At 68.7% G+C, this 14,048-nt stretch carries 8 protein-coding genes; all 8 read right to left on the bottom strand.

Annotated features, from left to right (window positions below):
* Positions 1-115 precede the first annotated feature (115 nt).
* Positions 116-2,098: an excinuclease ABC subunit UvrC gene (uvrC, locus tag B5G20_RS05695; protein WP_087355839.1), complete on the bottom strand. Its 1,983-nt coding sequence runs from the start codon at positions 2,096-2,098 to the stop codon at positions 116-118.
* A gap of 4 nt (positions 2,099-2,102) precedes the next feature.
* On the bottom strand, positions 2,103-4,226 hold the full coding sequence (locus B5G20_RS05690) for a lipid II flippase MurJ (RefSeq protein WP_239286891.1): 2,124 nt from the start codon (positions 4,224-4,226) through the stop codon (positions 2,103-2,105).
* Positions 4,227-4,228: 2 nt separating this feature from the next.
* On the bottom strand, positions 4,229-4,720 hold the full coding sequence (gene ybaK / locus B5G20_RS05685; RefSeq protein WP_087355838.1) for a Cys-tRNA(Pro) deacylase: 492 nt from the start codon (positions 4,718-4,720) through the stop codon (positions 4,229-4,231).
* Positions 4,721-4,730: 10 nt separating this feature from the next.
* A complete protein-coding gene (locus tag B5G20_RS05680; RefSeq protein WP_158094404.1) occupies positions 4,731-5,993 on the bottom strand; it encodes a C40 family peptidase in 1,263 nt (420 codons plus the stop codon).
* Between the two features lie 561 nt (positions 5,994-6,554).
* Entirely contained in the window at positions 6,555-9,425 is a 2,871-nt protein-coding gene (gene uvrA / locus B5G20_RS05675; RefSeq protein WP_087355836.1) for an excinuclease ABC subunit UvrA, read from the bottom strand.
* A 173-nt stretch (positions 9,426-9,598) separates the two neighbouring features.
* Positions 9,599-11,200 (bottom strand): uroporphyrinogen-III C-methyltransferase, encoded by a 1,602-nt coding sequence (cobA, locus tag B5G20_RS05670; RefSeq protein WP_204207684.1) that lies wholly within the window; start codon positions 11,198-11,200, stop codon positions 9,599-9,601.
* A 184-nt stretch (positions 11,201-11,384) separates the two neighbouring features.
* Positions 11,385-12,413, bottom strand: a complete 1,029-nt coding sequence (locus tag B5G20_RS05665) for a hydroxymethylbilane synthase (RefSeq protein ID WP_158094403.1) — start codon at positions 12,411-12,413, stop codon at positions 11,385-11,387.
* A 79-nt stretch (positions 12,414-12,492) separates the two neighbouring features.
* Positions 12,493-14,046, bottom strand: coding sequence for a sirohydrochlorin cobaltochelatase (locus B5G20_RS05660; protein ID WP_087355834.1), 1,554 nt, complete (start codon positions 14,044-14,046; stop codon positions 12,493-12,495).
* Between the last annotated feature and the right edge of the window lie 2 nt (positions 14,047-14,048).

Here is a 14,048-nt window from a genome sequence, read left to right as displayed (position 1 = left end):
AAGCCCCTGTCCCTCTGCCCCGTGAAAATGGGTCAAACGGAACACGTCCCCAAATGACCTGCGCGCGGCGACCGACGATTGAGGGCCGAGGTCGTGCTGCAGTGGGCCGGCAGAGTTAGTCGGCGTTCTCCCAGGCCCGCAGCGTCTCGTACACCGCCTCGGCCACCTGGCGCGGGACGCCCTTGACCGCTGCGATGTCGTCCACACTTGCCGCGCGCAGGCGCTTCATCGAGCCAAAGTGCCGCATGATGGCCTTCTTGCGCGTGGGGCCCACGCCCTCCACCTCGTCGAGCACACTCACGGTCATGGCCTTGTCGCGCAGCTCGCGGTGGAAGGTGATGGCAAAGCGGTGCGCCTCGTCGCGGACCTGCTTGATGAGGTAGAGCGAGGCCGAGCCGTTGGGCAGCACCACGGGCGTGTCGTCCCAGGGCACAAAGACCTCCTCGTCGGCCTTGGCGAGGCCGCAGACCGGGATGTCGAGCCCGAGCTCCGAGAGCTGGGTGAGCGCGGCGGTGAGCTGCGGCTTGCCGCCGTCGACCACGAGCAGGTCGGGACGGCTGCCAAACCGCTCGTCGGCCATGCGCTCCGAGGCGTAACGACGGCCCAACACCTCCTGCATCGAGAGAAAGTCGTTGGCCTCCCCCGTAACGCTCCGCACGCGGAAGCGCCGGTACTGGCTCTTGTCGGGCCGCCCGTTGGTAAAGACCACCATCGAAGCCACGGTAAAGCGTCCGTGGATGGTCGAGATATCGAAGCACTCGATACGCAGTGGCGGCGCGGGCAGCGCCAGCGCGCTCTCGAGCTCAAGAAGCGCCTGGTTGGTCCGGTCGTCCGCGTAGCCCGTGCGCATCATGTAGCGCATGAGGGCGTGGCGGGCGTTGCGTTCGCAGGTCTCGAGCAGGTGGCGCTTCTCGCCGCGCTGCGGGCGATGCAGTCGGCAGATGTGCCCGCGCTTCTCGGTGAGCCACTCCCCCAGCACCTCGGCGTCGGCAAGCTCAACCGCCACGTCGACCTCGGCGGGGATATCGGCCGTCTCGTCGTAGTAGCGCTTCACAAAGCCCGAGACGAGCTCCTCCTCGTCCACGTCGAGCCCCTTGTCGAGAATGAACTCGCAGCTTCTGACCGTGCGCCCCTCGCGCACGGCAAAGACGCAAGCACCGGCAATCGTCTCCTCGCGGTAAAACCCGATGACGTCGAGGTCCACGCGGGAGGGAAAGACCACCTGCTGGCGGTCATCGAGCCCGTCGATCACCTCGAGCCGACGCTTGAGGCGCGCCGCCCGCTCAAAGTCGAGGTCGGCGGCGGCCTCGGCCATCTCAGCCCTGAGCTCGCCCGTCACCTCGCTGCGCTTGCCCGAGAGAAAGCGCTCTACGCGCCGGACGTTCTTGGCGTAGTCCTCGGGGGTGATGGCGCCCACGCACGCCCCGGGGCCGCGGCCCACGTGGTAGTCAAAGCAGGGCCGCCCCTTCTCGGCCATGATGAGCCCGAGGATGTCCTCGTCGCCCTTGTGCGCCTCGGCAAGGCGTCGGCAGCGTTTCCACTCCGCGCAGTTGGCGATGCAGATGGGGATGACCTTACGGATGGTGTCGATGGTGTCGCGGGCGGCGCGGCTGTCGGTATAGGGTCCAAAATAGCGCGTCCCCGGACGGTGCCGCTCGCGCGTGTACTTGATGGCCGGAAAGAGGTCCCCTTTGGTGAGGGCGATAAAGGGATAGCTTTTGTCGTCCTTGAAGTCGACGTTGAAGTAGGGGTGGTATTGGCCGATGAGGTTGCGCTCCAGCACGAGCGCCTCGTGCTCGCTCTCCACCACGAGATAGTCAAACGACGCCACGAGCTGCATCATGAGCGGAATCTTCTGCCGCTCATCGGTGAGCTGCACGTACTGGCGCATGCGGGCGCGCAGGTTCTTGGCCTTGCCCACGTAGATAACGGTACCGGCCGCGTCCTTCCAGAGATAGCACCCCGGGCTCGTGGGAACGCGCGCCACCTGCTCGGCGAGGCTCGGGGCAATGCCCGGCGCCGGCGCGATGAGGGTCTCGTCGATGTGCTCCGTGCGGTCGGTATCACCCGGGGCATCGTGCCACTGCGTATCGGCCATAGGGCTAGCGCCTCACGCGGCGGAGGATCGAGCGGAACATATCGGCCTCGGGGAACTTGAGCGCAATGGCCGGGCCAAAGGTCACCACGAGCGAGACGATACCCGCCACCGCCAGGTAGGCGACGGTCTGGAGCATGCCGGCCGTCTGGGCGGTGCCGTCGGGCAGGTAGGTGACGAGCGGCGCCACGAAGGTCTCCAGCAGCGCGAGCACACCTGCGCCCGCCGCCGCTCCAAGGCCGCCGAGCAAGAGGCCCGCCAAAATGCCGTGGACAATCTGCTTGGCCCTGAGACCGTGCAGGCGACGGCGCATCCACCAGAAGGCGCCGATGTCAGAGACGAGGTAGCTCGCCGTCATGGAGAGCGCGATGAAGGGCATCCCGCCGCCGAGGCCGAGCGCAAAGGTGACCGACCAGGCGATCTCGGCCACGGCGCCCGCCAAGATAAAGGCGGCATAGGGGTGCATGTTGCGCAGCGCCGAGCAGCCCTTCTGCATGAGCATGCACACGCCGTAGAGCGGCAGCGACGGCGCCAGGAAGCGCAGGTACTCGGCAACGAGCCCCACGCCCTCGAGGTCGAACTTGCCCGCACAGTAGATCATGTTGAGCGGGAAGCTGAAGACCATGAGGTAGAGCGCAAAGGGGATGAGCACAAAGAACTGCTGGGCAATGCCGCGCGAGAGGCCGGCGCGCACCGCGTCGTCGTCGCCGCGGGTGGCGTCGCGCGCGAGCTCGGTGTAGAGCGCCGTGTTGAGCGAAACGGCCAGAAGCGCGTAGGGCAGTGTGTACCACAGGCGCGCGTAGGCGATAACAGACGAGCCGGTGCCGGGCTGCACGGCGAGCGCGGTGGAGTTCATGACCGAGCTCGTGACGAGCGTGCAGAGGGTGGCAATGATGGTGGGCACGCCGAGCGAGACCGTCTTGCGCAGAAGCGGGTCGCGCAGGTCGATGTGCAGGCGCGGGTGGATCCCATGGCGTCCGAGCGCCGGAATCTGGCAGGCCATCTGCACGAACACGCCCGCGGTGGTGCCCACGGCGAGCACGGTGATGGCCACGGCGTCGCTCACCTGCTGCAGGAAGGGAAATGCCACAAAGCTCGCGATAACGACCACGTTGTTGAGGATGGGGCCGACGTTGCTCCAGAAGTAGTCGCGGTGCGCGTTGAGCACGCCCGAGAAGACCGAGCCGAGCCCGTAGAACAGAATCTGGAACGCAAAGATGCGGAAGAAGTAGACCGCCGTCTCCATCTCCTCGCCCGAGCTCATGAACGACTGCGTCCAGATGAGCGCCGGGGCAAAGACGCACGCCGCGACCGACGCCACGCCGAGCACGACGAGCAGGATCGAGAGAAGGTTCCCCACGTAGGCGTTGGCGCCCTCCTTGCCGCCGAGCCGGCGCGCGTCCATGTAGACGGGCAGAAACGCCGTGACAAGCATGCCGCCCATCACGAGCTCGTAGAGCATGTTGGGCAGGTTGTTGGCGATGTTGTAGGACGAGGCGAGGAGCGACACGCCGAAGGCCAGGCCCATGAACCAGGTTCGGGCAAAGCCGGTGAGGCGCGAGATGACGATCAGCAAGGTCATAAGGCCCGCCGAGCGGCCGACGCTCTCGTAGTCGCCCGAGGCGGAGAAGTCGTCATCGTCGGCCTCGGCAGCCGAGCCGTCGGGCAGTTCCTCCGTGCCGGGCGCGGGCATCCCGCAGGACGTTTCCCGCAGGGAATTCGAGCAAGAGCTCGAATTCACGAGGACCACGTCCGAAGGGATGCCCGCGCCCGGCACGGAGGAACTGCCCGACGCACCGTTGTAGAGGGGCGGGAAGAGCCCCGTCTCTCCGCCTTGGGCGGCTGCTAGGTTGCCGGTCGAGCCTGGGCCCTCGCTGATGGAAGAAAAAGGATGAGAGGGGGTCGGGGCGGTGACGGCGGGGCGTGCGGGTGTTGCGTTCACCGACTGCTCGGCCATCGCGAGGAAGACCGAGGTCTCGTCTGCACTGGTACGGGGGTGCGGGGTCACGCGCGCACGCTCGGCCGCCGTGATGAAAACGGCCGTCTCGTCCGGGCGCGCCACGCCGGGCGCCTCGGGCGCAGGGGCCTTGAAGTGCTTGCCGCGGGGGTGTTCCCCGTACGTTTCGGTCATGCTCATATCCCCTCTTGAACGATATCGGCGAGCGCAGCGTGGCAGAACGACACAAGCTCCGCCGGGTCGAGCTCCAGCTGCAGACCGCGCCGCCCGCCCGAGATCATGATGGTGTCGAAGAGCTGGCAGGTCTCGTCAATCACCGTTGGAAAGACGCGCTTCATGCCCACCGGCGAGCAGCCGCCTCGCACATAACCAGTCACGGCCGTGAGGTCGCGGAGATGCAACATCGAAAGTGACTTGACGCCCGCCGCCTTTGCCGCGCGCTTGAGGTCGAGCTCGCAGCGCACCGGGATGCAGCACACCACGTGCTCACCCGTTGGCGCCACAGTCACAAGCGTCTTAAAGACCTGGTCCGGGTCCTCGCCGAGCTGCTCGGCCACGTGCACGCCCGAGAAATCACCCTCGACGTGCTCGTAGACGTGCGTGCAGTAGGCGATGCCCGCGCGCTCGAGCTCGCGCATCGCGTTAGTCTTCTTGGGTGCGGAGGCCATACGCGCCGCCCTACACCGGGCTGCCGCCGCCGCAGAAGCCCGAACTGTAGTAGAGGCTCGAGGTGATGACGCCCGTACTGTAGTCGCTCGCGTGAATCACCTGACCGCCGCCGATGTAGATGGCCACGTGGCCCACCACGCCGCCCGACTGGTAGAAGACGAGGTCGCCCGCCACGAGGTCACTCGCGTTGGTCTTGAGGTTGCCGGCGTTCTTGACGGTGCGGTACTGAGCGGCCGAGCTGTGCGAAAGCGAGATGCCCGCGGCGCGGTAGGCGTACATGGTAAGACCCGAGCAGTCAAAGGCCACGCCCGGCGAGCACGCGCCCCAGCTGTAGGCGCAGCCGAGCTGGCTCCGCGCGGTGGAGACGATGGTCGAGCGCTGGGACTGCGAGAGGTTGCCCGAGCTTGCGGAGCCGCCCGAGCCCGATCCGCCACCCGACGGGGTCGAGGGGTTGCTCGTCGAGCCGCCGCCGCTGGGGGCAGAGGGCTGCTGCTGGGTGTTGTTGCCGCCCGAAGGGGTCTCCGGCGCGGGCGTGGTGTCCGCCGTGCCCTGGTTACCGTTGTCCGTAGCGCCCGTATCGGTGGCGGGCTGCTGCTGGGCGGCGGCCGCAGCCGCTGCCGCACGCTCGGCGGCAAGCGCCTCCTGCAGCTCGGAAGAGAGGCCGTTCACGTAGCTTGAGGCCTCGCTTTGGGCCGAAGCGAGGGCGTCGGCGCTCGCCGTCTGCTGGTCGAGGAGCCCGGTCAGCTCCTCCTCGCGCGTAGTAAGCTCGCTCTGCTGGGCGTTCAGACTCTCCTGCAGCTCGCGAACGTTCTCTACCTGCGAGCTCTCGGCGTCGGCAACCTTGTTGGCGTAGTAGAAGCGGCTCGCCAGCTCGTCAAAGCTCGACGAGGAGAGGATGATATCAAAGAGCGTGACGCTCCCCGCCTTGTAGGTCTGCGCGGCCTGGCTCGAGAGCTCCTCCTGCGCGCTCGCGAGCTTCTCGGAGGTCTCGGCGACCTGCGTCTCGAGTGTGGCGATGCGATCCTGCGTGTCGGCAAGCTCAAAAGCGGTGGTATCAACCTCGGCCTGAGCACGCTCGAGCTCGCTGGTAAGGTCGGCAAGCTCCTGCTGCGCTGCGGCGAGCTGGCTGGAAAGGTCATCAGATTCTGCGGCAAACGTCGCAACCGGCGCGAGTGCCGGCCCGGCAGCGAGCGCGAGCGCCAGCGCGGCCACCGCGGCGCGCCTGCCGCGGAGCGCGTGCACGGGGGATGCGACGGTATGGTTGAGCTTCATGGTGCGCCCTCCCGGTGATTCGATAGGCATGGTCACCATCATACCAGCCCGCCCGGAGGCGCGCGCATCGCCCTCGAAACACTCCACACGGGGGACAGACGGGCTTGAGGGCGGGGAGTTCCGCCCGATGGCCGACGGTGGGTCCCGACCAGAGACCGCCCCGCGCACAGCAGCCGACGGCGGGCCAGACGGAAACCGCACTTTGCGGTTCACTCACCTTTTGTGCATTCTGGTTTTGTCGTTCACTCACCTATTGGGCGTTTTAGGACGAGAACATGCGCAAACGATGAGTGAACCGCGTTTTGGGAGTTCGATGCCGATGCGCGCGTCAAGCTGGCCACCGAGTCCCGGACTGAGCCCCGGGCCGGGTGCCGACCGGGCCCGACCGCGGAGCAGGCGGACGTGCCAAGCTCGAATGCGGCGCCGACGAGCGCGGCGAGCCGGTTGCCGCGCCCTCGGCCCGAAGCACAACCAAAGCAACCGGAGGCGGGTCGCCTTGCTGGAAGCGCCGCGCGCCCCCGGCAAAACGGCCCGCCCCCGGTCGTGCATCTTGCAAACTTGCTACTCCGCGGCCTGGCGCGCGCGGTCGCGCTCCAAGATGGGCCCGAGGAAGCGCCCGGTATAGCTCTCGGGGCAGGCGGCCACCTGCTCGGGGGTGCCCGAGACCACGATGCGCCCGCCGCCCGAGCCGCCCTCGGGGCCGAGGTCGATGATGCGGTCGGCCACCTTGATCACGTCGAGGTTGTGCTCGATCACGAGCACGGTGTTGCCTGCGTCCACCAGACGCTGAAGCACATCGATGAGCTGGCGCACGTCCTCAAAGTGCAGACCCGTCGTGGGCTCGTCCAAGATGTAGAAGGTCTTGCCCGTCTGCTTGCGGTGCAGCTCCTTGGCGAGCTTGACGCGCTGCGCCTCGCCGCCCGAGAGCGTCGTGGCGGGCTGTCCCAGGCGCACGTAGCCCAGGCCCACATCGTAGAGCGTCTGGAGCTTGCGCTTGATCTGCGGGATGTTGCCAAAGAAGGCCAGCGCCTCGGTCACGCTCATGTCGAGCACGTCGGCGATGGACTTGCCGCGGTAGGTTACCTCGAGCGTCTCGCGGTTGTAGCGCTTGCCGCCGCAGACCTCGCACGGCACGTAGATATCGGGCAAGAAGTGCATCTCGATCTTGATCTGGCCGTCGCCCTTGCACGCCTCGCAGCGGCCGCCCGACACGTTGAACGAGAAGCGCCCCGGCGAGTAGCCGCGCGCCTTGGACTCCGGCACGCTCGCAAAGAGCGCGCGCAGGTCGTCCCAGAGGCCGATGTAGGTTGCGGGGTTGGAGCGCGGGGTGCGGCCGATAGGCGACTGGTCGATATCGATGACCTTGTCGATCTGGTCGAGCCCCTCGATCTTGCGGTACGGCCCCACGGGGCGCGCCGAATGGTGGACGGCGTTGGCGAGCGCCGGCGCGATGGTGTCGGTCACCAGGCTCGACTTGCCCGAGCCCGACACGCCCGTCACCACCGTAAAGGTGCCGAACTCGATCTTGGCCGTCACGTTCTTGAGATTGTTGGCGCGCGCCCCCGTGATGGTGAGGCAGCCGCGCCCGGGGTGGCGCCGCTCGTCGGGCAGACGCACCATGCGCGCACCGGTGAGGTACTGGCCGGTGAGCGAGTCAGGGCAGGCCATGATCTCTGCCGGGGTGCCGGCGCACACCACCTCGCCGCCGTGCTCGCCCGCGCCCGGCCCCATGTCGACCACGTAATCGGCAGCACGGATGGTGTCCTCGTCATGCTCGACCACGATCACCGTGTTGCCGAGATCGCGCAGGCGCTCAAGGGTACCGATGAGCCGCTCGTTATCACGCTGATGCAGACCGATCGAGGGCTCGTCCAAGATGTAGAGCACGCCCATGAGGCCCGCGCCGATCTGCGTGGCAAGACGGATGCGCTGTGCCTCGCCGCCCGAGAGCGTGGCCGAGGCGCGGTCGAGCGTGAGGTAGTCCAGGCCCACGTCCACCAAAAAACGGAGACGCTCGAGGATCTCCTTTACGATGCGCCCACCGATGAACTCCTGGCGCTCGTTGAGCTCGAGGTGCTCAAAGAACTCGAGCGACTCGCGGCACGAAAGGCAGCACACGTCGTAGATGGACTTGCCGCCCACGGTAACGGCCAGCATCTCGGGACGCAGGCGCGCGCCGTGGCAAGCGCGGCAGGGCTCCTCGCGAATGTACTTCTCGAGACGTGCCCTGGTGTTCTCGTTGGTGGTCTCGGTGTAGCGCTCGTAGAGGATGTTGCGCACACCCGAGTACTTGGTAAACCAATGCGTGTCGCGCCCGTCCTGGGTGTGGTAGTCCACACGCATCTTCTTGTCGCCCAGACCGTCGAGAAACACCTTGCGGGCGCGGGCCGGCAGGTCGCGCCACGGGGTCGTCGGGTCCACCTTGAGGTGGCGGCAGAGCGCCCTGAAAATCTGCGGGTAGTAGTTCGACCGCCCAAAGAAGCTACCGAAGACCCCGTCCTCGATGGAGAGCGACGGGTCCTCGATAAGCGCCTCGGCGTCCACGACCTTCTTAAAGCCGAGGCCGTCGCACTCGGGGCAGGCTCCGTAGGGCGCGTTGAACGAGAAATCGCGCGGCTGCAGGTCGTCGATGGAGTGTCCGTGCTCGGGGCAGGCGAGCGCGAGCGAGTACATGAGAAGCTCACCCTCCGTGCCCTCCGGCGCGTCGCGGTCGGGCAGGAGGTACACGCCCACGCGCCCGTGCGCAAGCTTGGTGGCCTGCTCCACCGCCTCGGCGATGCGCCCCACCGAGCCCTCGCGGATGACGATGCGGTCTACCACGACCTCGATGGTATGGCGGAACTTCTTGTCGAGCTCGATGGGGTCGTCGAGCGAGCGCACCTCGCCGTCGATACGCACGCGGCTGAAGCCCTCGCGGCGCAGGTCGTCGAGGAGCTTGGCAAACTCACCCTTGCGGTCGGTCACCACGGGGGCGAGCATGTAGGCGCGCCGGCCCTCCCCCGCCTCGAGGATCTTGTCGGCAACCTGGTCGGTTGTCTGGCGCTCGATCTCGCGCCCGCACTCGGGGCAGTGCGGCGTGCCGATGCGGGCAAAAAGCAGACGCAGGTAGTCGTAAATCTCGGTCACCGTGCCCACCGTGGAGCGCGGGTTTTTGGAGGTCGTCTTCTGGTCGATGGAGACGGCCGGTGAGAGGCCGTCGATGGAGTCAAGGTCGGGCTTGTCCATCTGCCCGAGAAACTGCCGCGCATAGCTCGAGAGGCTCTCCACGTAGCGGCGCTGGCCCTCGGCGTAGATGGTATCGAAGGCAAGGCTCGACTTGCCCGAGCCCGAGAGGCCCGTGATGACCACGAGCTTGTCGCGCGGAATGGTAACGTCGATATCCTTGAGGTTGTGCTCGCGCGCCCCGCGGATGACGATGGAAGAATCGGACATGGGTATCCCAATCTGACCGAAGGTGAACAGCCGGCTGATGATACTCCGGCAACGGTAGTGTAGCGCGCCGTCTGCGCACATATGTTCGGAGCGTGCGGCCATCACGGGATATTCAAGCTTTGTTCGATGCCGCCGTACCGCTGTCCGCGCGCCCCTTGCGCCGCGCCGTCCGCTCAGGCTCCGCCCTGAGCGCCACGCTCCCGCCCTATGGCCTCGACGGTCCGCTCGACGAGGCTCTCAATCGTAGCCGCGCGCGAGACGACGCACCGATAGCCGAGCGCCGCGGCGGCGCGGCGTGTGGTCTCGCCAAGGCAGACCGCCGTAAAGGCCCGCGGTGCAACATCCGGGAACGCCCGGGCGAACCCGCGCGCAGTCGACGCGCTCGTAAAGGTAACGGCGTCAAACTCCCCCGCCGCAAGCCGCCGGGCAAGATCGGGCGCAGGCGAGACGGGGGCGAGCACGGTCTCGTACGCGGCAACGTCCTCAAAGGGCACGCCCGCGCGCTCGAGCGCCTCCGGCAGGTCGGTGAGCGAGTCGCGCGCCCGAAAGATGAGCACTCGGTCGCACGCTGCGTCGGCGCGCTCGACAAGCCCCGCTCCCAGGTGCGCGCCGTCGTAGACCTCGGGCACGTAATCGGCCGTGATCCTATGGGCCGCGAGCGCCGCGGCAGTGGCGGAGCCGATGGCCGCGATGCGCAGATGCCCGAGGCACCGCAGGTCGAGCGGGCCCGCCGCAATCACGTCCATAAGGCAGCGCACGCCAAACGTGCTCGTGAGCACAAGCCAGGTGAAGTTTCGCAGGCGGCCGAGCATCTTGGCGGCAGACGGGAGCGGACGCGTCTCGATGCACGGAAACTCCTCCACCGCCGCGCCCTCGCCCGCGAGCGCCCGCACAAGCCCCGCCGCGCGGTCCACCGGGCGCGTCACGAGCACACGGGTGCCGCGCAGGGGCAGCCGGTCGTACCAGTCGAGCTCCGGCGCGAGCGCGCACACCGCCCCCACCACGAGCACGGCCGGACTCTCCACGCCCACCGCCCGGGCACGCTCGGCGATACCGCCAAGGGTGCCGTCGATGCGGCGCTGAGATGCGCTCGTTCCCCGCTCGACCACGGCCGCCGGCAGGTCAGCGGCAGCACCGGCGGCAAGAAGCCCCGCGCAGATCTGGGGCATCGTAGCGACCCCCATCAGAAAGACGAGTGTGCCGCGCGTGCGCACGAGCGCGTCGTAGTCGATGTCGAGCGTGCCGTCGGTGCGGCGATGGCCCGTCACCACAGTACAGGACGATGCGAAGCGCCGATCGGTGACGGGGATGCCCGCCCACGCCGGCGCCGCAACAGCACTCGAGACCCCGGGCACCACCTCAAAGGGGATGTCCGCCGCCGCAAGCGCCGACGCCTCCTCGCCACCACGGCCAAAGACGTACGGGTCGCCGCCCTTGAGACGCACGACGAGCCCGCCCGCCCCAACGCAGAGCGCCTCCTCCATGAGCAGGCGGTTAATCTCTTGCTGTGGTACGGAATGCACGCCCGCGTGCTTGCCCACGTTGATGAGCTTGGCGTCGGGACGGCAGAGGCCGAGCAGCTCATGGCTGATGAGCCGGTCGTACAAGACGGTGTTGGCGCGCGCGAGGAACTCCCGACCGCGCACCGTGATGAGGTCCGGCGCACCCGGACCCGCGCCCACAAGCGCCACGCGAGCAGCACCCTCGGCGCGCACCCCGCGCGAGGTCGCTGGATCGTCCATATGGCCCCCAGCTAGCTGCCCCTGGTCTTCCATAGCCGCCTCCTTGCCCGTTTGCCGCCGCCCCACCGCGGCCTATACTCCGCCGTCCCCAGATTACGTGCCAAAATCTAATGCTTCTTCCCCTCAGGAGGATGTGCCGTCTACCTGCTCAAACGCTCTGTTTCCGCAGGTCGTGTACTGCGCGGAAAACCACCGGTTTCAGCACCAAAAACCGCCATCACGCAAGTAGCCGCTCCGCAAGGCTCGACGCTGCAGCCGTGAGTCGTGCGGTCGCAACGTCGGCAGAGGCGTCCGCAAGCTCGACCACCGTCTTGCCGCGTCGCGGCGCGCAGCCGGGTGGCGCAAAAAGGCCTTCGAGCTCGATGGCACCGGAGTCCGTTGCGCACGCATACGCCCCGCAGGGTGTGGCGCAATCGGCTCCGAGCGCGCGGGTAAAGGCGCGCTCGGCCGTAACGCACAGGCCCGTCTGCACATCGTGATAGCGCTCGAGGAGCCGATCGATGAGCGCGACCCGCCCGTCGGGAGTGCCGCCGCGGCGCAGCGCCGTGACCGCAAGCGCACCCTGCCCCGCTGCGGGGAGCATCTCGTGCGGTTCGAACACGCGGCTGAGGCGTGAAGTTAAGCCAAGGCGCTCAAGGCCCGCCACGACGAGCGTGAGCGCCGCATACGAGCCCGCGTCGAGCTTCTCGAGCCGCGTGTTCACGTTGCCGCGGATCGACGCCACGGGAACACCGGGAAAGAGCTCACCCAGCTGCACGCGACGTCGGGCGCTCGAGCAGCCGATGGGGAGCCCCGTCGCCACCAGGCGGGCACCCAGCTCCGCAAGGTCGCTGCAAGGCTCTGCGCTCCTGCCGGGCGTCGGGACGTCCGCGACTGCGGCACCTTCACCGCCCGGCACGGGCAGCACGAGCACGTCGCGCACGTCGCCGCGGGCGGGAATCGCCGCGATGCGGACGCGCGGGTCGAGCTCGACGGGAAGGTCTTTGCAGCTGTGGACGGCGATGTCGATGCGCCCCTCGGTCATCTCGCTGTCCAGCTCGCGAATGAAGAGCCCCTTGCCGCCGATCTGCTCGAGCGGGCGGTCCAGGATGCGGTCGCCCGCGGTGGTGATGCCCACGAGCTCAAAGGTGAGCTCGATGCCCTCCGCGCGCGCCACAGCCGCAAGACCTGCGCCCACGATGCGCGCCTGCTCCCGCGCAAGGACGGAGCGCCGCGTGCCGATGCGCACCAGAACCCGCTCCGCCATGGGACCCCCTTTGCTCAAAAACGCGCCGCAGGGCGGCGCTGACCGTCCCGACATGCTAGCACGCACGGATGGGCGGACGCTATGGCAGGATGCTGCGCACGTCGCGTGCCGCCCGGGCAACGAGCGCGTGATCGGCGTGCGCACCGTCGCGCGAGACGATGCCCGCAACGAGCCGCTCACCCTCGCAAAGCGCCGGGAAGAAGAACGTGCCCTCCTCCGGGGCGTCCGCAACGGAGACCGGGATGCCCCGCTCGCGGCAGCGCGCGCCGATGTGGCGGTTGACGGCCCGGTCGCTGGTGGCCGCCACGACGAGCGCGCAGCCCTCCTCGTCGCCCTCCCGGTAGGCGCGCGCGGCCACGACGATGCGCCCGCCACCAGATGCCGGGAGCACGAGGCGCGACGGCGCATCGCCCTCGTCGCACGCGGCAGCGGGCTCATGCGGCGCGCCCCCGGCAACGCGTGAGGCGTGGGAGGCCTTTGCCGCGAGCCCGACATCGCCTGCAGCGTCGTTGACATGCGGCGCATCCGCCTCTGCACCCACGGACGCCGCCCCGCGTGGGTCCACGACGAGCACCTCCGCGCCAAACCGCGCAAGCGCCCGAGCGCGGCGCTCCCCCACCGCTCCAAATCCCGCAACGAGGCAGCGCGCACCCGCCAGCGAGACGAAGAGCGGGAAGCGCGGCGGGCGGGCAGCACCCTCCGAGCGCGCTCCCGGGGACACACCGAAGCCCGCAACCGCATCCCCCGCCGCGTGCCGCGGCGGCAGCTGCGGCCGCACGTCCGCGGCGTCCTCCGCCGGCTGCGACACGGCCGCCAGCACATGGCGCACCGCGAGCTCGCGCACCGCGGGGAGCTCCGCCAGACCTTCCGGCGCCACCGTCACTTCATAACCCGCCGCCGCAAGGCGCACGCACCAACTTCCCGCTCCCGTCCCGCCGATATCGCGCGCGGCGTGCACGCCCGTCACGAGCATGAGGGGCGCGAGCAGCACGCGTCGGCACCCGAGGGCGGCGAGCTCGGCCATAACCTCTTCCGCGCCCGGTCGCCCGCGGAGCGTACCCACCAGCACATCGGCACGGCCCTGCGCGGCAAGGTAGGCCTGGAGCGCGGCGTAGGAGAGCTGCGCCGCCCCGGCCGCGCCGTGCCCCACGAGCACCACGGCGCGGCCGGGCTCGGCGGGATAGCGGTCCGTCAGCGCCCGGGCCAGACAGATCGCATCGTCCGCATCTGCCAGCAGCGGCGCCGCCACGCGCACGGCGCAACCGCGCGCCTCCGCCCAAGACGCGGCATCCGCAAGCGCGCGGTACGAGCCGCCCGCCACCAGATGTGCCGACGCCACCGCCACCTCGCACACCCCGGCGCGGGCGAGGTCGTCGAGCGCCCCGGCAACGTCTGCAACGGCAACACCACGCGCCGCAAGCGCAGTGCGGACCCCAGGGCTCGTAAAGGCGATACGGCAGGCAAGGTCGTCCGCCGAGACGCCCCGTGCCACCGTCAGGGCGTCGCGAGCCTCCCACATGAGCGGTACCGCCCACCCCTCGACAAACGCCGGGTCGGACGCACCGTAGCAGGCGACCACCAGGCCGTAGCGCGCATTTTGGCCGCGGACCGCCCCGGCCCTCGCCTCGCCCACGC

The organism is Collinsella sp. An7, from assembly GCF_002159335.1.
Taxonomy (GTDB): domain Bacteria; phylum Actinomycetota; class Coriobacteriia; order Coriobacteriales; family Coriobacteriaceae; genus Coprousia.
Note: the sequence above shows the minus strand (reverse complement) of the source record. Positions and strands in the feature narration are given on the sequence as shown.

Coding starts and splice junctions, on each gene's coding strand:
- uvrC (WP_087355839.1), bottom strand. CDS start 2,098: ATGGCCGATACGCAGTGGCACGATGCCCCGGGTGATACCGACCGCACG.
- B5G20_RS05690 (WP_239286891.1), bottom strand. CDS start 4,226: ATGACCGAAACGTACGGGGAACACCCCCGCGGCAAGCACTTCAAGGCC.
- ybaK (WP_087355838.1), bottom strand. CDS start 4,720: ATGGCCTCCGCACCCAAGAAGACTAACGCGATGCGCGAGCTCGAGCGC.
- B5G20_RS05680 (WP_158094404.1), bottom strand. CDS start 5,993: ATGAAGCTCAACCATACCGTCGCATCCCCCGTGCACGCGCTCCGCGGC.
- uvrA (WP_087355836.1), bottom strand. CDS start 9,425: ATGTCCGATTCTTCCATCGTCATCCGCGGGGCGCGCGAGCACAACCTC.
- cobA (WP_204207684.1), bottom strand. CDS start 11,200: ATGGAAGACCAGGGGCAGCTAGCTGGGGGCCATATGGACGATCCAGCG.
- B5G20_RS05665 (WP_158094403.1), bottom strand. CDS start 12,413: ATGGCGGAGCGGGTTCTGGTGCGCATCGGCACGCGGCGCTCCGTCCTT.